This is a genomic window from Bradyrhizobium sp. YCK136 (assembly GCF_044570075.1).
Classification (GTDB): Bacteria; Pseudomonadota; Alphaproteobacteria; order Rhizobiales; family Xanthobacteraceae; genus Bradyrhizobium; species Bradyrhizobium diazoefficiens.
On the sequence record NZ_CP172424.1, the window covers coordinates 4924774 to 4945581 of the forward strand.

The 20808-nt window shown below is 64.5% G+C and carries 14 protein-coding genes and 1 pseudogene; 3 read left to right on the plus strand and 12 right to left on the minus strand.

Features of this window, described 5'->3' with window-relative positions; translation table 11 throughout:
* The first annotated feature begins 498 nt into the window (after positions 1-498).
* Positions 499-1533, plus strand: a complete 1035-nt coding sequence (locus ACFLEY_RS24110; protein WP_060912267.1) for a cysteine synthase A — start codon at positions 499-501, stop codon at positions 1531-1533.
* A gap of 19 nt (positions 1534-1552) precedes the next feature.
* On the opposite strand, the pseudogene ACFLEY_RS24115 reads toward ACFLEY_RS24110, so the two are convergent.
* The 7 genes and pseudogenes from ACFLEY_RS24115 to ACFLEY_RS24145 form a co-directional block, all read right to left on the minus strand.
* Positions 1553-3792 (minus strand): annotated as a pseudogene (locus ACFLEY_RS24115) (tetratricopeptide repeat protein).
* A 116-nt stretch (positions 3793-3908) separates the two neighbouring features.
* Positions 3909-6179 (minus strand): glycosyltransferase family 41 protein, encoded by a 2271-nt coding sequence (locus ACFLEY_RS24120; protein ID WP_060912268.1) that lies wholly within the window; start codon positions 6177-6179, stop codon positions 3909-3911.
* Positions 6180-6382: 203 nt separating this feature from the next.
* A complete protein-coding gene (locus ACFLEY_RS24125; protein ID WP_060912269.1) occupies positions 6383-8623 on the minus strand; it encodes a tetratricopeptide repeat protein in 2241 nt (746 codons plus the stop codon).
* A 101-nt stretch (positions 8624-8724) separates the two neighbouring features.
* The gene (locus tag ACFLEY_RS24130) at positions 8725-9462 is read right to left on the minus strand and encodes an amino acid ABC transporter ATP-binding protein (protein ID WP_028174094.1); all 738 of its coding nucleotides are present in this window, start codon (positions 9460-9462) and stop codon (positions 8725-8727) included.
* Between the two features lie 11 nt (positions 9463-9473).
* On the minus strand, positions 9474-10994 hold the full coding sequence (locus tag ACFLEY_RS24135) for an amino acid ABC transporter permease (protein ID WP_011087220.1): 1521 nt from the start codon (positions 10992-10994) through the stop codon (positions 9474-9476).
* Entirely contained in the window at positions 10991-12196 is a 1206-nt protein-coding gene (locus tag ACFLEY_RS24140) for an amino acid ABC transporter permease (protein ID WP_060912270.1), read from the minus strand. Before ACFLEY_RS24140 ends, ACFLEY_RS24135 begins: the two co-directional genes overlap by 4 nt.
* A 23-nt stretch (positions 12197-12219) precedes the next feature.
* Complete coding sequence (locus ACFLEY_RS24145; RefSeq protein ID WP_011087218.1) at positions 12220-13236, minus strand: amino acid ABC transporter substrate-binding protein; 1017 nt, start codon at positions 13234-13236, stop codon at positions 12220-12222.
* A gap of 382 nt (positions 13237-13618) precedes the next feature.
* Here ACFLEY_RS24145 and metC point away from each other — a divergent pair, with 382 nt between their 5' ends.
* On the plus strand, positions 13619-14803 hold the full coding sequence (metC, locus tag ACFLEY_RS24150; protein WP_060912271.1) for a cystathionine beta-lyase: 1185 nt from the start codon (positions 13619-13621) through the stop codon (positions 14801-14803).
* A 154-nt stretch (positions 14804-14957) separates the two neighbouring features.
* Positions 14958-16649: a Na/Pi cotransporter family protein gene (locus ACFLEY_RS24155; protein ID WP_060912272.1), complete on the plus strand. Its 1692-nt coding sequence runs from the start codon at positions 14958-14960 to the stop codon at positions 16647-16649.
* Here ACFLEY_RS24155 and ACFLEY_RS24160 read toward each other — a convergent pair.
* The 5 genes from ACFLEY_RS24160 to ACFLEY_RS24180 all read right to left on the minus strand — a co-directional run bounded on the left by ACFLEY_RS24160 (position 16620) and on the right by ACFLEY_RS24180 (position 20787).
* Complete coding sequence (locus ACFLEY_RS24160) at positions 16620-17075, minus strand: DUF3592 domain-containing protein (protein ID WP_060912273.1); 456 nt, start codon at positions 17073-17075, stop codon at positions 16620-16622. The two genes, ACFLEY_RS24155 and ACFLEY_RS24160, sit on opposite strands and share 30 nt — an antisense overlap.
* 9 nt (positions 17076-17084) lie before the next feature.
* Positions 17085-17399: a lipid-A-disaccharide synthase N-terminal domain-containing protein gene (locus tag ACFLEY_RS24165; RefSeq protein ID WP_011087215.1), complete on the minus strand. Its 315-nt coding sequence runs from the start codon at positions 17397-17399 to the stop codon at positions 17085-17087.
* Positions 17392-18132 (minus strand): glycosyltransferase family 2 protein, encoded by a 741-nt coding sequence (locus tag ACFLEY_RS24170; protein ID WP_060912274.1) that lies wholly within the window; start codon positions 18130-18132, stop codon positions 17392-17394. Before ACFLEY_RS24170 ends, ACFLEY_RS24165 begins: the two co-directional genes overlap by 8 nt.
* Positions 18133-18197: 65 nt before the next feature.
* Positions 18198-19043 (minus strand): phosphatase PAP2 family protein, encoded by an 846-nt coding sequence (locus ACFLEY_RS24175; RefSeq protein WP_060912275.1) that lies wholly within the window; start codon positions 19041-19043, stop codon positions 18198-18200.
* A 1-nt stretch (position 19044) separates the two neighbouring features.
* Positions 19045-20787, minus strand: coding sequence for a glycosyltransferase family 39 protein (locus ACFLEY_RS24180; RefSeq protein WP_011087212.1), 1743 nt, complete (start codon positions 20785-20787; stop codon positions 19045-19047).
* Positions 20788-20808: the final 21 nt, after the last annotated feature.

The following is a 20808-nucleotide window of genomic DNA, read 5'->3' on the forward strand; positions in this document are numbered from 1 at the left end:
TGTCTTGCAAAGACTTCTCGTATTTTTCCGCCATCGCGAAGCGGATTCAAGCTTACCAAGATTTCATGTGATATTGGCGCCACACCCACACGGATCCGTTTGATCCGGCGGAGCATTGGTCGGCAACAAGCTTTATGCGGCTTTGGCTCCACCTCAAACCGCGGCGGGCCATCGTCACGAAGCCGGCAGTGATCGAGAAGGAATATGCAGCTGTTGTGCAGACGTGTCGTCCGCCATCTCGCCCCGGCGGAGATTGGGCGCCAAGGTTGATCGCGACGACCATTATCTTCCATGCCCTGACAGTTGTCGGACAAATCATTCCACCGAAATCCGGCGCCGCAGCTCAGGATCGCCCGCGCTCATCTTCCCCCGAAATATGGTTGCCCGGAGGGGCACTTCCACCCGTTTCGCCGCAGCGCAAAAGCCTTCCCCTTTGGCCTCCCAGGCACTAGGTTCTGGCCAACCTGATCAACCCCTTGCCAGTGATTTCCCCCTGACATGACCATTCGAAACGACGTTGTCGAAGCCATTGGCAACACCCCGCTGATCAAGCTCAAACGCGCCTCGGAGGCGACCGGCTGCACCATTCTGGGCAAGGCCGAATTCATGAATCCCGGCCAGTCGGTGAAGGACCGCGCCGGCAAGTGGATGATCTTGGAGGCCGAGAAGCGCGGCGAGCTCAAGCCCGGCGGCCTCGTGGTGGAAGCGACCGCCGGCAATACCGGCATCGGGCTCGCGGTCGTGGCGAGTGCGCGCGGCTATCGCACGCTGATCGTGATCCCGGAGACGCAGAGCCAGGAGAAGAAGGACTTTCTCAAGCTGTGCGGCGCCGAGCTGATCGAGGTGCCGGCGCTTCCTTACGCCAATCCCAACAACTACCAGCATGTCGGCCGCCGGCTCGCCGACGAGCTGCGCAAGACCGAGCCTAACGGCGTGCTGTTCGCCGACCAGTGGAACAATCTCGACAATGCGAAAGCGCATTACGAGTCCACGGGGCCGGAGATCTGGGAGCAGACCGGCGGCAAGGTCGACGGGTTCGTCTGCTCGGTCGGCAGCGGCGGCACGCTCGCCGGCGTCAGCCGCCTTCTGAAGGAAAAGAACAAGAACGTCCGGATCGCCTGCGCCGACCCGCATGGTGCCGGGATGTTCGAGTATTTCAGGACCGGCGAAGCCAAGGCGACGCCGGGCGGTTCGATCACCGAAGGTATCGGCCTCAACCGGGCGACCGCGATCGTCGAGAGCGCGAAGGTCGATGACACCTATCTCATTCCCGACACTGACGCCGTCACGGAAATCTACGACCTGCTCCAGCACGAGGGCCTGTGCCTCGGCGGCTCGACCGGCATCAACATCGCCGGCGCGATACGCCTCGCCAAGCAGCTCGGCCCCGGCAAGACCATCGTCACCGTGCTCTGCGATTCCGGCAGCCGCTATCAGTCAAAACTGTTCAATGCGGACTTCATGCGCGCCAAGAACCTTCCGGTGCCGGAATGGCTGGAGAAGCGCAGCAACATCAAGCCGCCCTTCGTTTGATCGTCGCGGTTCGGCTGGTTCACGCCACCTCGCCGCGTTCCGAGGCAACCGCACAATAGTCGCGCCAGAACTGGCGATAACCCGCTTCGACCTCGCGCGTGTAGATCTCGACATTGCCGGCGGGCGAGGCCGCGATCTGAGCCGGCAAATCCGCGCGCAACTTCGCCAGATGAGCGGGCTGCGCCGCAAATTTGCACGCGATCGCGGCATAGCCCGCGTCGTCATCGGCAACCCAGTCGACAAGACCGACGGCCGCCACGATGGAGGCACCGGCGCGCGAGGAGGCACCTTTACCGAGCTTGGCGACGACCGGAACGCCCGCATAGAGGGATTCCCAGGTGCTGACGCCGCCATTTTGCGGGAACGTGTCGAGCGAAATATCGACATTGGCAAAGGCCCGCAGATGCTCGGCGCGCGGGCTCGAGCCCAGGCAAGTGATGTTTGCTTCGGCGACGCCATGCGCCACGAACCGCGCGATCAGGCGGTCGCGCACCAAGGGATCGTCAAGCATAGTATGCTTGATGATGATTTTCGACCCGGTCACCTCACGCATGACGCGCGACCAAACGCGGATCGCCTCATCCGAAATCTTGTAAATCCGGTTGAACACGCCGAAGGTCACGTAGCCATTGCGGAGCATCGGAAGCTCCGAGGGCGGCACATCCAGGATCGGATCGATCGTGATCAGGCAGGGCAGATCATGGACCTTCTCGGCCAACAGATGGCGGGCCGATTGCGGAATGAAGACCGGATCCGCGAGCACATAGTCCATGGTCCGAAGGCCAGTGCCGGTCGCGTGTCCGAATCCAGAGACCTGGATGGGGGCCGGCTTCCGCGCAAAGACAGGGAGCCTATTGCCGGTCGTGTGTCCGGACACGTCGATCAGGATATCGACCTTGTCGGCCTCGATGCGATCGGCCAATTGATCGTCCGAGAGCCGCCCGGCCTCGACCCAGACGTCCGCCAGCGACTCGAATTTGGCGGTCACTTCATCTCGTACCGGTGAGCACGAATAGCAGACGATTTCGAATTTGCTATGATCGTGATGAGCGAGCACCGGCAACAGCGTGAACCCTGCCGAGTGGAACCAGAACTCGGCAGCGACATAGCCGATCACGATCCTCCTGTCGGGATCGAACTGCCGGGGCGCGAGCTTCCTTTGCGCCAATTTGACGCCGATTGCGTCCCACCACTGCGTTCGGACGGCCTGCTGAACAGCGAAATCGGCGTCTCGGAGAGATAGTCCAGGAAAAAGATCTTCCGCCCGATCAGGCTGGCATCCGTCACAATGGCCAGCGCGGCATCCAGCAATTCGATCGCCGGTGCGATCTCTCCCTGGTTTGCAAAACAAGCACTCATCAGCGCCATCGCGCTCGCGGAGCGCGGATTTTCCTCCAGCAACGTGGTGCAGGCCAGGATCGCCTGCGCCGTATTTCCCACGGCGAGCGAGACTTGCGCCTTCCCCTGCAAGGCCACCTCGAGCTTGGGCGAAATCGCAAGGGCTGCGTCAAAATCCGCAGCCGCCTGTTCCAACCTCGACATCTCAAAATTTAGCCGTCCGCGGTTCGCCAGGATCTTCGCCGAACCTGGCCTGATCGCGAGCGCCGCCTCGAGCGCGCCCTTTGCCTCGTCGAAGTTCTTGAGCTCGATATTGACCAAACCTTTGCCGACGAGCGCCTCCACGTTTCGCGGCTGAAACAGCAGCGCCCGCTCGAAACTTTGCCTGGCGCGATCAAGCTGGCGCAGCGCAAGCTCGGCCAGGCCACGGTTGCAGAACGCGTCGGCATAGTCAGGCTTTAGCCTGATCGCGCGATCGTACATCTCGATCGCCTGCTCGGGCAGGTTCATGTTGAGCAAGGTATTGCCGAGGCCGGTCAGGGCCGGCGTGAAATTCGGCTTCAGCGCGATCGCCTTCTCCTGACAGGCGCGAGCGGCCTCGAATTTCTGAAGAACGACGTACACGGCCGCGAGATTGTTGTGGGCCTCGTGCGAACGCGGATCGATCGCGATCGCGCGCTCGAGCAGCTGTTGCGCCTCTTCCAGGCGCCCGCCCTGTTGCACAGACAGGCCGAGCAGGTGCGTGGCGTCGAAATGATCCGGAACGGCTTGCACGATCTGGCGGCAGAGCGCCTCGGTCTCCGCATACCTGCCCTGGCCATAGGAGCTTGCCGCGGCAGAGATGACGGCGTCCGCCTGCTTTTTCAATTTCTTCTGCAATCGCGCATTCTGGAATGCGCGCGCGCCGGCGCTGCTCTGCAAGGTGTCTCTCCGGAAGATGGCCCGCGGCGAGTCTAACTGATTCGCGCGGCGGGCCGGCCGGTCGGCGGGACCGGAAATCCTTCCGGGCTATTCCGGGGCTCGCTGCAGGATCCGGCTCAGGAACCGCTAGGTGCGTCTGTCCGGCTTACCGCAGCGTCGCCGCTCTCCGAGGCGGCGGCACAATAGTCTCGCCAGAACTGGCGGTAACCCGCTTCGAGCTCACGCGTGTAGATCTCGACATTGCCGGCGGGCGAGGCTGCGATCTGAGCCGGCAATCCCGCGCGCAACTTCGCCAGATAATCGGGCTGCGATGCAAACTTGCGGGCGATCTCGACATAGCCATCGTCATCCTCGGCGACCCAGTCGCCGAGACCGACGGCGGCCACGATGGAGGCGCCGGCACGCGAAGAGGCTCCAATGCCGAGCTTGGCGACGACGGCAACGCCCTTGTAGAGGGACTCCCAGGTGCTGATGCCGCCATTCTGTGGGAACGTGTCGAGCGAAATATCGATCTTGTCAAAGGCCATCAGGTGGTCGTTGCGCGAGGTGGTGCCGAGGCACGTGATATTCTCCTCGGCAATGCCCTGCGCCACGAAACGCGCGATCAGGCTATCGCGCAGCAGGGGATCATCGAGCAGACCGTGCTTGAGGACGATCTTGGATCCCGGAACCTCGCGCATGATCCGCGACCACACACGGATCGCATCATCCGATATCTTGTAGATGCGGTTGAACACGCCGAAGGTGACGTAGCCGTTGCGGAGCATCGGCAACTCGGACGGCTGCAGATCCGAGACGGGCTCCATCGTGATCAGGCACGGCAGATCGTGGATCTTTTCGGGAAACAGATGCCGGACCGACGGCGGAATGAAAACGGGATCCGCGAGCACATAGTCCATGGTCTGCATGCCCGTGCCCGTCGCGTGTCCGAACCCAGTGGCCTGGATCGGGGCAGGCTTTCGCGCGAAAACCTGCAACCTGTTACCGGTCGTATGGCCCGAAACGTCGATCAGGATGTCGACATTGTCAGCCTGAATGCGATCGGCGAGTTCGTCGTCCGAAAGGTCCCAGGCGTCGACCCAGACGTCCGCCAGCGACTTGAACATGGCGGTGTACTCGTCCGCTCCCGGCCAGGAATAATAGCAGATGATCTTGAAGTTGGCGTGATCATGATGGCGCAGCACCGGTAGCAAGGTGAGGCCCGCCGAGTGTTGCCGGAATTCGGCAGCGACATAGCCGACCACAATCTGCTTGTCCGGATCGAGCGGCCGCTTCGGCAGCGTCCGCCGCGGCAGCCTGGAGCCGATCAAGTCCCACCAATCTCGTCGTACCGCCTGCTGGAGCGCGAAATCGGCCTCGGCGCGGTAGTCCTGCAAGAAGATCTTGCCCCTGATCGCATCTCCATAGTCCGGGCGGATCGCCAGCGCACGATCGAGATATTCGATCGCGGCGTCCATCTCTCCCTGATTTGAATGAGAAAATCCCATCAACGCCAAGCCGACCTCGGAGCGCGGATTTTGCTCGATCAAGGCCGTTGCGGCCGCCATCGCCTGCGCGGTCTTCCCCATCACGAGGCAGGCCTGTGCCTTGCCCCGGAGGGCCAGTTCGAGCTTGGGCGAAATGGCAAGCGCGGCCTCGAAATCCGCAAGCGCCGGCTCCAGGCGCTGCAACTCGTAACTGAGCCGCCCTCGCTGGGCCAGAATCCTCGGCGAGCCGGGCTTGATCGCGAGCGCCGTGGCAAGCTTGGCTGCCGCCTCCTCGTGGTGCCGGAGCTCCATGCAGACCATGCTGCTGCCGACAATTGCCTCGGCGTGACGCGGCTGAAACAGCAAGGCGCGATCGAAACTTTCCTTGGCGCGCATGATCTGTCCAAGCACTATCTCGACCATTCCGCGATTGCAGAACGCATCGGCGTAGTCCGGCTTGATCTTGATTGCGCGCTCGTGCAGTTCGAGCGCCTGTTCGTACTGCCCCAGATGCATCAGCGTATTGCCGAGGTTGGTCAGCGCGACCACGAAATTCGGCTTCAGCGCGATGGCCCTCTCCTGACACCGCCGCGCCTCCTCGAAATTACCGAGGTCGAAGTGCACGGTCGCCAGGTTGTTATGGGCGTCATGCAGGCGCGGATCGAGCGCAATCACGCGCTCGAGCAGCTCCCGGGCCTCCTCCAGGCGGCGGCCGTCATGCGCACACATCCCGAGCAGGTGCAAGGCGTCGACATGATCCGGAAGCGCTTTCAGGATCTCACGGCATAGCGCCTCTGTCTCGGCAAATTTGCCTTGGCCATAGGCGGCGGCCGCGGCGGAGATGATGGCATCCGCCTGCTTCATCAACTTCTTCTGCAATCGCGCGTTCTGGAATGCGCGCGCGCCGCCGCTGTTCTGCAAGGTTACTCTCCGGAGGATGGCCTTACCGAGAGTCTAACTGATTCGCGGCCGAGGCCGCCCGATCGGCTGGACCGGCAACACCCCGGGATCTTCCGGTGCCCCGCGCGGGATCTGGCTCGGGACCAGCCTCGGGCATGCACCATCCAGAGCTGATGTCGATGATCTCAGGCCTCGGACGTCCCGGTCCGGCGCGGCGGACGTGCCTACGCAACGTCGCATGTTTCCGAGGCCTCGGCACAATAGTCGCGCCAGAACTGGCGATATCCCGCCTCGACCTCACGCGTGTAGATCTCGACGTTGCCGGCGGGTGAATTGGCGATCTGCGCCGGCAGATCCGCGCGCAGCTTCGCCAGATGAGCAGGCTGCGCGGCAAATTTGCACGCGATCGCGGCATAGCCCTCGTCGTCATCGGCAACCCAGTCGCCGAGACCGACGGCCGCCACGATGGAGCCGCCGGCGCGCGACGAGGAGCCGTTGCCGAGCTTGGCGACGACCGGGACGCCCGCATAGAGGGATTCCCAGGTGCTGATGCCACCGTTTTGCGGGAAGGTGTCGAGCGAAATGTCGACTTTGGCAAAGGCCCGCAAATGCTCGCGGCGCGAGGTCGAGCCCATGCAGATGACGTTCTCCTCGGCGATGCCCTGTGCCACGAACCGCGCGATCAGACCGTCGCGCAGCATCGGATCGTCGAGCAGCCCGTTCTTGATGATGATCTTCGATCCCGCCACCTCACGCATCACCTTCGACCACACCCGGATGGCCTCGTCCGAGATCTTCAAGATGCGGTTGAACACACCGAAGGTCACATAGCCGTTGCGGAGCATGGGAAGCTCAGAAGGTGGCACGTCCAGGATGGGATCGATCGTGATCAGGCTCGGCAGGTCATAGACCTTTTCGGCCAGCAGGTGGCGCGCCGACTGCGGAATGAAGATCGGATCCGCGAGCACGTAGTCCATCGTCTGAAGGCCCGTGCCTGTTGCGTGCCCGAAGCCCGTGACCTGGATGGGGGCCGGCTTCCGCGAGAAAACATGGAGCCTGCTGCCGGTCGTATGTCCGGACACATCGATCAGAATATCGATCCCGTCGGCCTGGATACGATCGGCCAGTTCATCGTCCGAAAACTGCGCGGCCTCGACCCAGACGTCTGCGCAAGCCTTGAACTTCTCGGTCATCCCATCCTGCAACGGCCAGCAGGAATAGCAGACGATCTTGAACTTGGCGTGATCGTGATGGCGCATCACCGGCAACAGGGTGTACGCCGCCGAATGCTGCCTGAATTCGGACGCGACATATCCGATCACGATTCGTCTGTCCGGATCGAGATCGCGCGGCGACAGGGTCCTTTGCGGAAGCTTGGCGCCGATCTGATCCCACCAATATTTTCGTGCCGCCTGCTGGACCACGAAATCGGCCTCCGGCAGGTAATCCAGCACGAAAATCTTGTATCCGATGGCCTCCGGAAAGTCCGGCGCGATCGCCAGCGCCGCATCGAGATATTCGAGCGCCGTCGCGATGTCTCCCTGGTTCGCATAGCAAGAGGCCAGGAGCGACATGCCCGCCTCGGATTGCGGATTGACCTCAAGCAGGGTCTTGACGCCCGCCATCGCCCCCGCCGTGTTCCTCACCATAATGTCGACCTGCGCCCTCCAGCACAGCGCGAGCTCGTTCCGTGGCGATTGCGCCAGCGCTGCATCGAAATCCGCGGCCGCCTGCTCCAGCCGGTACAGGGTCAAATGGAGCCGTCCGCGCTGCACCAGAATCCGCGGTGAGCCCGGCTTGAGCGCGAGCGAAGCTTCGAAGGCGGCCTCCGCCGCCTCGAAGTGCCGGAGCTCGAGGCTCACCATGGCCTTGCCGGCGATCGCTTCGGCGTGACGCGGCTGAAACGACAGGGCGCGATCGAAGTCCACCCCGGCGCGCTCAAACTGGCCGATCATCAGTTCCGCCATCCCGCGGTTGCAAAATGCATCGGCATAGTTCGGCTTCAGCCTGGTGGCGCGCTCGTGCAGTTCGATCGCCTCCTTGGCGAGGCCGAGGTGCAGCAGCATATTGCCGAGATTGGTCAGGGTGATCGGACAATTCGGCTTCAGCGCAATGGCCTTCTCCTGGCATGCGCGGGCATCCTTGAACCTCTCGAGCGCGAAATACACGGCCCCGAGATTGCCATGGGCATCGGGCGAACGCGGATCGAGTGCAACCGCGCGCTCAAGCAGGAATTGCGCGTCCTCGAGCCACCCGCCGTCGAACGCGCGCAGGCCGAGCAGGTGCGTGGCGTGGAAGTGATCCGAAACCTCCTTCAGGATCTCGCGGCAAAGGATCTCGACTTCGTCAAATCTGCCCTGCCCAAGCGCCTCGATCGCGAAGGACATGACGGCGTCCGCCTGCTTCCTCAGCTTCTTTTCCAATCGCGCATTCTGGTATGCGCGCGCGCCGACACTGCTCTGCAAGGTCTCTCTCCGGAGGATGGTCCGAAAAGAGGCAAGCTGATTCGCATGGTGCGAAGCTGGTGGGTCGGTTGGAGCAGCGAGGCCGCCGGATTTTCAGGCGCTCACCGCAGAATCTGGCTCAGGAACAGTTTTGTGCGGGCGTGCTGGGGGGCGGCAAAGAACTCGTTCGGGGTATTGGCCTCGATGATCTGGCCGGCGTCCATGAACACGACGCGGTTGGCGACCTCGCGGGCAAATCCCATCTCGTGGGTCACGACCAGCATGGTCATGCCCTCCCCGGCGAGGTCGACCATGGTGTCGAGGACCTCCTTGACCATCTCGGGGTCGAGCGCCGAGGTCGGCTCGTCGAACAGCATCACCTTCGGGTTCATCGTCAGCGCGCGCGCGATCGCGACGCGCTGCTGCTGGCCACCCGACATCTGGCCCGGAAACTTGTTGGCCTGGTGCGGGATCTTGACCCGCTCCAGGAATTTCATCGCGGTTGCCTCGGCATCCCTCTTGGGGATGTTGCGGACCCAGATCGGCGCCAGCGTGCAATTGTCCAGAACCGTCAGATGCGGGAACAGGTTAAAGCTCTGGAACACCATGCCGACCTCGCGGCGCACCGCGTCGACATGCTTGAGGTTCGGCCCGAGCGCGATGCCGTCGACGACGATCTCGCCCTCCTGGAATTCCTCCAGCGCGTTGATGCAGCGGATCAGCGTGGACTTGCCGGAGCCCGAGGGCCCGCAGATCACGATGCGCTCGCCCTTCTTCACCTCGAGGTCGATGTCGCGCAGGACGTGAAATTCGCCGTACCATTTGTTCAGGCCGGAAATCTTGACGATGGGGTCGGACATGGTGGCCTCGATCAGTTGCGGCGGTGGGCGTTGAGGCGGTGCTCGACGAACAGCGAGTAGCGTGACATTCCGAAGCAGAACAGAAAATAGATGATCCCCGCGAACGCGAAACCCGTGAACGCCGTGGACGGCGTCGACCATTTCGGATCCGAGAACGAGGCCCTGAGCGAGCCCAGGAGGTCGAACAGCGCCACGATCGAGACCAGCGAGGTGTCCTTGAACAGCGAGATGAAGCTGTTGACGAGGTTCGGAATGACGTGGCGCAGCGCCTGCGGCAGCACGATCAGCGAGGTCGTCTTCCACCAGGACAGCCCGAGGGCGGCCGCGGCCTCGCCCTGCCCGCGCGGGATAGCAGCAAGCCCGCCGCGAACGTTCTCGGCCTGATAGGCGCCCGTGAACAGCGCGATGCCGATCAGCGCACGCACCAGACCGTCAACGGTGAAATTGCCGGGCAGGAACAGAGGCAGCATGTAGGTCGCGAAGAACAGCACGGTGATCAGCGGCACGCCGCGCCAGAACTCGATGAAGGCGATCGAGAAGATCCGGATCAGCGGAATGGTGGAGCGGCGGCCCAGCGCCAGCGCGATGCCGATCGGCAGCGAGGTGACGATGCCGGTGACGGACACCACCAGCGTCACCAGCAGGCCGCCCCACAGGCTCGTCTCCACGACCGGCAGCCCGCCATGATCGAGCCCCATCAGCTTGATCACGATGGCGATGGCGACGAAGGTGGCAATGCTCGATGCGAGCGCACGCCAGCCGGCGCGCACACCACCGCCGAGAAGGAAGGCGATCAGGGAGACGATCACCGCGGTGATGGCGAAATCGACCCAGACCGACTGGCCCGTTCCCTGGAGCTGATCGCGCAGCCAGGTCAGCGGAAAGATCAGCCAGTAGATCGCCGTGCCGACAAGCACGACGAGGTTGCCAACGACCCACAGCAATGGGGCGATGGCCGACGTCTTGCTGAGATTGAGCAGGGCCTGCCCTGCCCCGATGATGCTGTCGTCGAACAATTGCAGGAGGCCGGCCGTCCAGCTCAGGCCAAAGCCGGTGATGCCGCCGCCGCGCAGCAGGAAGAATGCGACCACCGGAAAGGCGAAGAAGAACAGGCCGGCGTTCAGCCCTTTCGACGGCAGGCGCGGAACGAGCAGCGGCACCAGCAGGACCGCCGCCAGGATGAGCGTGAGGTTGACCCGCCAGCGCTCGGCCTCGGGATAGAAGCCGTAGATCAGTTGCGGCAGCTTGGCCTGGATGTAGGGCCAGCAGGCGCCGACCGCAAATCCGGCATTCTCGGCCAGGCAGGCCGTGCGATCCTTGCCGGCCCAGACCGCATCGACCATCAGGAACCTGACCGAGGGAATGATGGTGAACCAGAGCAGCAGGGCGCCCACGATCGTGAGCAGAATGTTGGTCGGCGAGTTGAACAGGCGCGTGCGCATCAGGCCGACGAAGCCCGTGGTCTTCACCGGCGCGGGACGCTCGGTGAGCAGGTCCTGGCGAACGAAGCTGGACGAGGTGATGTCGGTCATGCGCCCAGACTCCGGCTGACGCGCCAACCGTAGACGCTCATGACGGCGCTGGTGACGAGCGAGATCAAGAGATAGACGCCCATCGTCATGGCGATGATCTCGATCGCCTGTCCGGTCTGGCTCAGCGAGGTGCCGGCGAACACCGACACCAGGTCGGGATAGCCGATGGCGACCGCCAGCGAGGAGTTCTTGGTGAGGTTGAGATACTGGTTGGTCAGCGGCGGCACGATGACGCGCATCGCCTGTGGCACGACGATCAGCCGGAGCGTTGTGCCGCGGCTCAAGCCCAGCGAGGACCCCGCCTCCATCTGTCCCTTGTGCACGGACAGGATTCCGGCGCGCACGATCTCGGCGATGAAGGCGGCGGTATAGGTCGACAAGGCGACCGTCAGCGCCACGAACTCCGGGATGATCCGCGAGCCGCCGGCAAAATTGAAGCCCTTGAGCTGCGGCAGCTCGAAGGTGAAGGGCAGACCGAACACCAGCATCGTGACCAGCGGCAGCCCGAACAGCAGGCCCAGCACATAGGGCCAGATGCGGATCACCTGCCCGCGCTGGAACAGCGCGCGCCGCGCATGGAAGCGCAACGCCAGCGATGCGACGATGCCGAGGACCAGCATCGCCAGGAACGGCTCGAACCCGCTCTCGCCGATCGGACGGGGAATGACGAGGCCCCGATTGCTGACGAAGGCGATGCCGAGCAGCGAAATGCTCTGCCGGGGATTTGGCAGCGCCGCGAGCACCGCCAGGTACCAGAACAGGATCTGGAACAGCAGCGGCAGGTTGCGGATGATCTCGACATAGAGCTCGCCGATGCGCGACAGCAGCCAGTTGGGCGACAGCCGGCACAGCGCGACGATAAAGCCGATCACGGTGGCGAAAAAGATGCCGACCACCGAGACCACGAGCGTGTTCAGAAGCCCGACGATAAACACGCGCAGGAACGTGTCCGAGCCGGTGTAGGAGATCAGGGTCTGGTTGACGTCGAAGCCGGCATTGTTCCTGAGGAAGCCGAAGCCGGCGGCAATGTGCTGGTTTTCGAGGTTGGCGCGGGCGTTGGAGACGATCTCATAACCGATCCAGCCCAGGATCGCCGCGAAGGCAAACTGGACGGCGACGCCGTTCCAGCCTGCCTTGCCGCCCAGAATGCGCCTGATCTTCAGCGCGATCTGGGCCGGCGGTTTTCGAGCCTCGGTGCTCATCGCCGCGTGCCGCTCAAGCGGGATCAGCGGATCGGCGGCGCGTACTGGAGACCGCCCTTGTTCCAGAGATTGTTGAGGCCGCGATTGATGGCGAGCGGCGAGCCCGCGCCGACGTTACGATCAAACACCTCGCCGTAATTGCCGACCGCCTTCACGATCCGCACCACCCAGTCTTTCGTCAGGCCGAGCTGTTCGCCGAAATTGCCGTCGCTGCCGAGCACGCGCTTCAACTCAGGGCTTTCGAGTTTCGCCTTCTCGTCGACGTTCTTCGAGGTCACCCCGAGCTCCTCGGTGGTGACGAGGGCAAACAGCGTCCATTTCACGATGTCGAACCACTGGTCGTCGCCGTGGCGCACCATCGGGCCGAGAGGCTCCTTCGAGATGATTTCGGGCAGCACCATGTGGTCATTGGGATTGGCGAGCTTGAGGCGGTTGGCATAGAGGCCCGACTGGTCGGTGGTGAACACGTCGCAGCGGCCGGCCTCATAGGCCTTGACCGTCTCGTCGTTGGTGCCGAACGCGATTACCTCGTACTTCATGTTGTTGGCCTTGAAGTAGTCGGCCAGATTCTGCTCGGTGGTGGTGCCGGTCTGCACGCAGACCGAGGCGCTGTTGAGCTCGAGGGCGGAATTCACCTTGAGCGACTTCTTCACCATGAAGCCCTGCCCGTCATAATAGGTCACGCCGGTGAAGTTGGCGCCCAGCGAGGTGTCGCGCGAGATGGTCCAGGTGGTGTTGCGCGAGAGCACGTCGATTTCGCCGGATTGCAGCGCCGTGAAACGGTCCTTGGCCGAGGTCGGCACGAACTTGACCTTGGTCGGATCGTTGAAGATGGCGGCCGCGATCGCACGGCAGACGTCGACGTCGAGCCCGGTCCAGTTGCCCTTGTCGTCGGGCGCGGAGAAGCCCGGCAGGCCCTGGCTGACGCCGCAGGACAGCGTGCCCCGGTCCTTGACGGTCTTGAGCGTTTGCGCATCGGCGGCTTGGGCAGTCAGGCCGGCGGCGAGAGCAAGAGTGAGAGCCAGGGTTACGCGTTTCATGGGGGGGAAGGCCTTTCAAGGGTCGTCTCAAGGTCAGGAATGTTGTCTCAGGATCGTCTCTGCCAGGGTGAGCCTTGCAAGAGTCATGCTGGAAAACTTTGCCGAACACTCGCCGATCTCGGGAGGCCATACCTTAATCCCCGCCGCAGGCGCCCGCCATTATGGCTGTGGCGCAAGGTCCGGTCAGACGATGGATCGAAGGTCGCGGCAGGCCCCTCAACATGCGGCGACTGAATAGCACCTACGCATCACAGAACGACTGGCGAGCCGGGTCAAGGGGTTGACGGGACTCTTCTGTGTTCTGTTATTAACGACAGCGGCCTTTCGGCCGGCCAGCGGGGCGCATCGCGCCCGCCGGAAACGCAGTTTTGAAAGCAGGCGCATGGATTCCTCGCACCCCTCCCAGCAGCAGGCCGAGACCCGGCTGGTCACCTCTGGCCGCGACACCAAGGCGCAGAAGGGGTTTGTCAATCCGCCGGTGTTCCACGGCTCGACCGTGCTCTATCCGACCGCCGAGGACCTGCATGCCCATCGCGGCGAGTTCACCTATGGCCGCCACGGCACCCCGACGACCAGGGCGTTCCAGGACACGCTGATGGCGCTGGAGGGGCCGCAATGCGCCGGCGTCGGCATCGTGCCATCCGGGCTGTCGGCGATCTCCACCACCCTGCTCTCGGTGCTGAAGACCGGCGACCACATTCTGGTCTGCGACAATGTCTATCGGCCTTCGCGCAATTTCTGCAACGGCATGCTCGCCCGCTACGGCGTCGAGACCACCTATTTCGATCCGCTGATCGGCGCCGGCATCGACAAGCTGTTCAAGCCCAACACGCGTGCGGTGCTGGTAGAGGCGCCGGGCTCGCAATCGTTCGAGATGCCCGACATCCGCGCCATCGCCGAGGTCGCGCATGCGCGCGATGCGCTCGTCATCGACGACAACACCTGGGCCACCCCGCTCTATCATCGCTCGCTCGAGCAGGGCGTCGACATCAGCATGCAGGCGGCAACCAAATATATCGGCGGCCATTCCGACATCATGTTCGGCACCATCTCGGCCAACGCAAAAGCGTGGCCGCAGATCGCCGAGGGCATCCGCCTGCTCGGCGTCTGCGCCGGCCCCGACGACGTCTTCCTGGCGCTGCGCGGCCTGCGCACGCTGTCGGTGCGATTGGCGCAGCATCATCGTTCCGGCCTCGACATGGCGCGCTGGCTCGCGGCCAGACCCGAGGTCGCGCGCGTGCTGCATCCCGGGCTCGAGACCGATCCGGGCCATGCGATCTGGAAGCGCGACTTCACCGGCGCCTCGGGCCTGTTCAGCATCGTGCTGAAGCCGGCCCCGCAGAAGGCCGTCGACACCATGCTCAACACGCTCAAGCTGTTCGGCATGGGCTTCTCCTGGGGCGGCTTCGAAAGTCTTGCGATTCCCTTCGACTGCGACGGCTATCGCACCGCGACCAAGTGGGCGCCGGGCGGTCCGACCCTGCGTCTGCATATCGGGCTCGAAAGCACCGACGACCTCAAAGCGGATCTCGATCGCGGCTTCGATGCCCTCAAGACAGCAATGTGAGCCTGCTCAAAAGGCATCGCGCCTGAGGTCGCGGCATCCGCGCCGCGGGAACGCGCAGCCGCCGCAAACGTTAACGCCGACGCGCCAACAAATGGTTTGATCCCCAGACATTTGGCGCTAGCTTCACCAAACGACTCCAATCCGGACACGGAGCATGGGAACGTTGGTTCTGCTCGATCTGATGGGCGGCGTGGCGCTGTTGCTGTGGGGACTGCACATGGTCCACAGCGGGATCCTGCGCGCCTTCGGCCCGGACCTCCGCCGCCTGCTCGGCAAGGCGCTCGGCAACCGCGTCAGCGCGTTCGCCGCCGGCCTCGGGCTCACCGCGCTGCTCCAGAGCAGCACCGCGACCGCCCTGATCACCAGTTCGTTCACCGCCGAGGGCCTCGTCAGCCTCGCCGCAGCGCTTGCCATCATGCTGGGGGCCAATGTCGGCACGACGCTGATCGTGCAGGTGCTGTCGTTCAACATTGCTGCCGTCGCGCCCGTGCTGTTCGTGCTCGGCCTCGTCGCCTTCCGCTCCGGACCGCGCTCGCGGATCAAGGACGTCGGCCGCGTCTGCATCGGCCTCGGATTGATGCTGCTGTCGCTGCACATCCTGCTCGACACGCTGGCGCCGGCCGAGAACGCACCCGGCGTGCGCGTCGTGATGTCGGCGATCACGGGTGATCCCATCCTGTGCATCGTCATCGCGGCGCTCGTCACCTGGGCGGTGCATTCGAGCGTCGCCAGCGTGCTGCTGATCATGTCGCTGGCCTATTCGCAGTTCATCACGCCCTACGCGGCCCTGGCTCTGGTGCTCGGCGCCAATCTCGGCAGCGCCATCAACCCCGTGTTCGAAGGGGCCAGGCGCGACGATCCCGCGAGCTACCGCCTGCCGGTCGGCAATCTCGTCAATCGCGTGATCGGGATTGCACTGGTGCTGCCATTCCTGAGCGTGATCGCGGAGCACATGCACGCCTGGCAGCCGGATCTCGCCAGGATGACGGCCGCCTTCCACATCGCCTTCAATGTCGGCACCGCCATCATCTTCATCGGCCTGCTCGACACCATGTCGCGCCTGCTGACCCGCCTCCTGCCCGCCCGCATCCAGGAGACCGATCCGGCCCGCCCGCGCTATCTGGACGAGACCGCGCTGGAGACGCCGTCGCTGGCGCTCGCCGACGCCGCCCGCGAAACGCTGCGGATGGGCGACTTCGTCGAGGTGATGCTGCGCAAGGTCATGGCCGCGATGATGACGGGCGACCGCGCCCTGGTCGACCAGGTCTCGAAGATGGACAATGTCGTCGACGGCCTGGATGAAGCCATCAAGCTGTACGTGACGAAACTGATGCGGGGCAGCCTCGACGAGAGCGAGGGGCGGCGCGCGATGGAGATCATCTCCTTCGCCATCAACCTCGAGCACATCGGCGACATCATCGACAAGAGCCTGAGCGAGCTTGCGACCAAGAAGATCAAGCGCCGCTTCCAGTTCTCGGCCGAGGGCTCCGAGGAACTCGCCGCCTTCCACAAGCGCACGATGGAATCGCTGCGGATCGCCTTCGGCGTGTTCATGTCGGGCGATGCGAATGAAGCGCGCAAGCTGCTGGTGGAGAAGACCACGCTGAAGAACACCGAGCTTGCCGCCGTCGAGCGCCATCTCGACCGCCTGCGCGAGGGCCGCCCCGAGACCATCGAGACCACCTCGCTGCACCTCGACGTGCTGCGCGATCTGCGCCGCATCCATTCGCACATCTGCTCGGTCGCATATCCCGTGCTGGATGCCGCGGGCGAGCCGTATCGCAGGACCGAGACCGAGACCGCCGCCCTGCCCGCCTCAGGCGCGGCCTCGGCGTTGCCGCGCTAGCCCGGCGCGAACAAGAACCGCGCCGCCCGCCAGCAGCAGGCCCGCGCCGCAAAGCAGGACCGGAGCGATCCACAGCGTCAGGAACGACAGCAGCCGCGCATCCTCGGGCCGCCGTGGATCGTAGGCTATCTTGACCTGCTCGCGGTCTGAATAAGGCTGAGCGGTCGAGCCCGACGAGGACGTGAACGTCACCGAGCGCCCGTCGATCGTCGTGAATTGAAACGACGGATAGAGAAACGTTCCGCCATGATTCCCGCCGGTCCGCGCGACGGCACCCATGAACCGCGCTTCGGTCTGCTCGGCCCGCACAAGGAACGCGACGGTGCTGCCGAGCTCGAACAGGCCGAGCCCGAGTAACAGCAGGCCGACCAGAAGGACTGACGTGAACAGGACAGCTTGTAACTTGTTCATGCCGATGAGGCACACAAGAGCGAGCTATTCGCTCGAGACCTGCTTGCCGTTGATGATGATGAAATAGACGTTGCGGAGGTAGACGACGAGGCCAAGCGCCTGGCCCGCGATGAACACGGGATCCTTGCGATAGAGCGCGTAGACCAGGAGCAGCGCACCGCCGCCGACCGAGAAGAACCAGAACGCGACCGGCATGACGCTCTTGCGCGCACGTTCGGACGCGATCCACTGCACCACGAAGCGCATGGTGAAGAACGCCTGCGCCACGAAGCCCAGGATCACCCAGGCGTCGAATTTCACGACGAAGACGTCGTGCAGATAGTTGAGAAGGCTAGTCATGAGGTGTCACCTCGGTCACGTCGGGCGTCGGCTTCTTGCGTCGGATCAGCCACCACACGCCGGCCAGATCCATGATGCCGATCCATAGCCGGTCGAAGAAACCGTAATTTGACACGCCGGAGCGGCGCGGCCGGTCGATCACGTCGACATAGGCGATCTCGTAGCCTTCACGCCGCACCAGTGCCGGCAGGAAACGGTGCAGCCCGTCGAAATAGGGCATCGCGAGGAAGACCTCGCGCCGGAATGCTTTCAGGCCGCAGCCGGTGTCGCGCGTGCCGTCCTTCAGGATGCCGTTGCGGACCTTGTTCGCCACGCGCGACTGGAATTTCTTGAAGCCCGTGTCCTTGCGTCCGACGCGCTGGCCCGCGGCGAGCCCGACATGGGCGCCCTTCTCGACCGCCGCGATCAGGTCCGGCAGGAACGCCGGATTGTTCTGGCCGTCGCCGTCGAGCGTGGCCACGATCGCGCCGCGCGCGGCACGCACGCCGCTGCGCACGGCAGCGGACTGGCCACCGGATTTTGCATGTCGGAGCTGACGCAGATTGCCCCGCTGCGCCATGATGGCCTTGAGCCGCTCGCCGGTCGTATCGGTCGAACCGTCATTGACGTAGATGATCTCGTAATCCCAGCGGCTGTCGAGCGCCGCGGTGATCTCCTCGATCAGGGGCGCGATGTTGTCGGCTTCGTTGCGCACGGGAACGACGATGGAAACCGAAGGCTGGGGCGTCGACAAATGAGGCTCGTGGTTGGAATTGGCCTGCGCCTCGGGGAACCGGCGGCCCCGGCAGGCAGCCGCTTTTATGGGGCGGAGGCCCCGCGGGCAACCCTTTTGAGGCGGCCGCCGACCGGTCCTGGAATGGCCAAGATGCTGCCATCGGCGCGGATGGCGAAGCCGAGCCTACGGGCCGCGAACCAGTAGCGGACCGCCATGGCGCCGACCATGCCGATCAGGCCGCCGGCCACGACGTCGCTCGGATGATGCGCGAGCAGCACCAGGCGCGTCAGCAGGATCACGATTGCGTAAGTGAACATGAAGACGCGCAGCCGCGGCCAGAGTGCCGACACCGCGAAAGCGAGCGCGAACGCCGTCACCGCATGGCCGGATGGCAGGCTGGCATAGGCCCCGCTGCCCTCGAACGGGATGAAGTTGAACGGGTCGGCCTTGCCGCCGACGAACGGACGTCCGCGGCCAATGAGATATTTCAGGATCTCGGCGATCAACACCGAGAATGCAACGGAGAGAAACAGGAACTGGAGCCGCGTACCGAGGCCGAGCAGCAACGCGCGGCGGGTGCCGTAAAGGCCGGCCGCAACGAGCGCCACGGCCACGAGGGCGACGGCCAGCGCCGAGAGCACATACTCGTCCTTGCCGAAATCGGTCAGGATGCGGATCGGCCACAGGCCGGGCGTGCCGCGCGCCGGCATCAACTGGATCTCGGTCAGGTCGAACGCCAGCATCAGCGCGATGACCAGGGCCGCGCCCGCTGCGCTGAGCCATAGCGAATGGCGCGCCAGCTTTCGCGCGGCCTCGGCGCGGCGCGAATGCGAGGGCGAACGCACGAGCTGCGCCAGCGCACGCCCCGTCACGGTCAGAAACTGCGCGGGATAGCTCGGCCGCGGCGCGATGTTGGTCGAGGCCGGCATCCTATTCGGTGCCTTCCGAGCGGAAGATCGAGATCGAGATCGCGCGCCCTTGCGAGAAATTGTAGCCGTCGATGCGGGCGCCGACCTTGTAGCGCAGCCCGATCGCCTCGGCGCGCTGCACGAAGCTGCGCTCCGAGCGCTGCTCGATCAGCGCGAAGCGGCAGCTGCCCTGCCGCAGGAAGTCCGCTGCGCCCGAGCCGTCGGTAAGCAGCGTCTGGGTGCCCGTCAGGAACACAAGGCTCGGCTCGTGATAGCCGGCGGCGGCCGCCTTCGGCCCGACGCAGGTGACGTTGCGCAGAGCACGCGCGACCTCGATGCTCGGAAACACCGGCGTCAGCGACGGCAGCACGATGCCGTAGACCACGACCGCAAGCATCAAGGCTGCGACCAGCGCGTTCAGCACCGAGCGCTCGGCGTGGTTGGTGTCGAACAGCCACCAGGCGAACAGGCCGAAGATCAGGGACGCCGCGATGAACGGCCAGGCCACGAAAGCCGGCTGCCGCGTCAGCATCACCGCGCCGACCACCGCGATGATCGAGGCGGCCGCCGGGATCGCGAACCACCAGGCCGAGCCGCGCATCAGCCAGGAGCGCGACAGCACGCGCCGCTCCAGCGCGCCGACGGTCAGGATCGCGATCGCCGGGTACAGCGGCAGCACGTAATGCGGCAGCTTGGTCAGCACCGCCTCGAACACGATCCAGGACGGGACCAGCCAGGCCAGCAGAAATTGCGCACCGGGCTCACGCCGCGCCCGCCACACCGCAGGCGCCGCCATTGCCGCGAGCGGCGCGCCCGGCCAGAAGGTGATCCAGAACAGCGCGAGGTACAGTCCGGGCGGCGCGCCATGGGATTCCTGCGCGCCGATCTTGCTCAGCATGTCGCCGCCGACGGAGTCCGCGAAGAACGCATCGCCCGCGCGCCAGAAGATCGCGACGAACCAGGGCAGCACCAGCACCAGCATCCACATCAGGCCCCAGAGCGGGCGCAGCTTCCACAGCCAGGAGGCGTCGCGGTCCTGGATCGCCAGTGCGACGATGGTCAGGCCGGCGAACATCAGGATCAGCGGCCCCTTGATCAGGATCCCGACGGCGAGCGCGGTCCAGAAGATCGCGGGCCAGCTCCAGGGCGGATGTGTCTCGTCCTCGGCGCGCTGCCACGACAGATAGGCCCGCGCCATCGCGCCCATCGCGGCGGTCACGCAGAACAGCAGCATCGCATCGGTCTTGGCGAGCCGCGCCTCGACGCCGAGCAGCACCGAGGCGCACATCAAGAGCGCTGCGAGCACCGCACCGCGCCGCGTGACGAAGCCGAGCGCCGCCCAATAGGTCATGAGCACGGCGCCGATCGCCCCCAGCAGCGACGGCAGCCGGTAGACCCAGATCCGCAACTCGGCCTTCGGCAGCTTGAGTGCCGCGGCGGCTTCGACTGCCGCAGATTGCAACCAGTAGATGCCGACCGGCTTCTTGTAGCGGACGTCCTCCTGGAAGCGGATGTCGACATAGTCGCCGCTCTCGACCATCTGCTTGGTGGCCTGCGCAAAGCGCGCCTCGTCGCGGTCGACAGGCGGGATCGTGAAGAAGCCCGGCAGGAACAGCAGCAGCGCGCACAGCACCAGAAAGGCCACCGCGCGGGCGTGGCTAGCCGTGACGACATCGAGCATCGACACCAGCCGGCTACCCGGATTTACGGGCGATTTCGGCTCGCGGGGGGCTCCAAAACGGGGGCTTGGGTAGGTCTCGGCCATTGGTTCCGCTTACGCTGAAAC

What these genes read in the sequence shown, in the direction of transcription:
- metC (WP_060912271.1), top strand. Translation starts at nt 13,619, where the DNA reads ATGGATTCCTCGCACCCCTCCCAGCAGCAGGCCGAGACCCGGCTGGTC.
- ACFLEY_RS24140 (WP_060912270.1), bottom strand. Translation starts at nt 12,196, where the DNA reads ATGAGCACCGAGGCTCGAAAACCGCCGGCCCAGATCGCGCTGAAGATC.
- ACFLEY_RS24130 (WP_028174094.1), bottom strand. Translation starts at nt 9,462, where the DNA reads ATGTCCGACCCCATCGTCAAGATTTCCGGCCTGAACAAATGGTACGGC.
- ACFLEY_RS24180 (WP_011087212.1), bottom strand. Translation starts at nt 20,787, where the DNA reads ATGGCCGAGACCTACCCAAGCCCCCGTTTTGGAGCCCCCCGCGAGCCG.
- ACFLEY_RS24145 (WP_011087218.1), bottom strand. Translation starts at nt 13,236, where the DNA reads ATGAAACGCGTAACCCTGGCTCTCACTCTTGCTCTCGCCGCCGGCCTG.
- ACFLEY_RS24135 (WP_011087220.1), bottom strand. Translation starts at nt 10,994, where the DNA reads ATGACCGACATCACCTCGTCCAGCTTCGTTCGCCAGGACCTGCTCACC.
- ACFLEY_RS24175 (WP_060912275.1), bottom strand. Translation starts at nt 19,043, where the DNA reads ATGCCGGCCTCGACCAACATCGCGCCGCGGCCGAGCTATCCCGCGCAG.
- ACFLEY_RS24110 (WP_060912267.1), top strand. Translation starts at nt 499, where the DNA reads ATGACCATTCGAAACGACGTTGTCGAAGCCATTGGCAACACCCCGCTG.
- ACFLEY_RS24165 (WP_011087215.1), bottom strand. Translation starts at nt 17,399, where the DNA reads ATGACTAGCCTTCTCAACTATCTGCACGACGTCTTCGTCGTGAAATTC.
- ACFLEY_RS24155 (WP_060912272.1), top strand. Translation starts at nt 14,958, where the DNA reads ATGGGAACGTTGGTTCTGCTCGATCTGATGGGCGGCGTGGCGCTGTTG.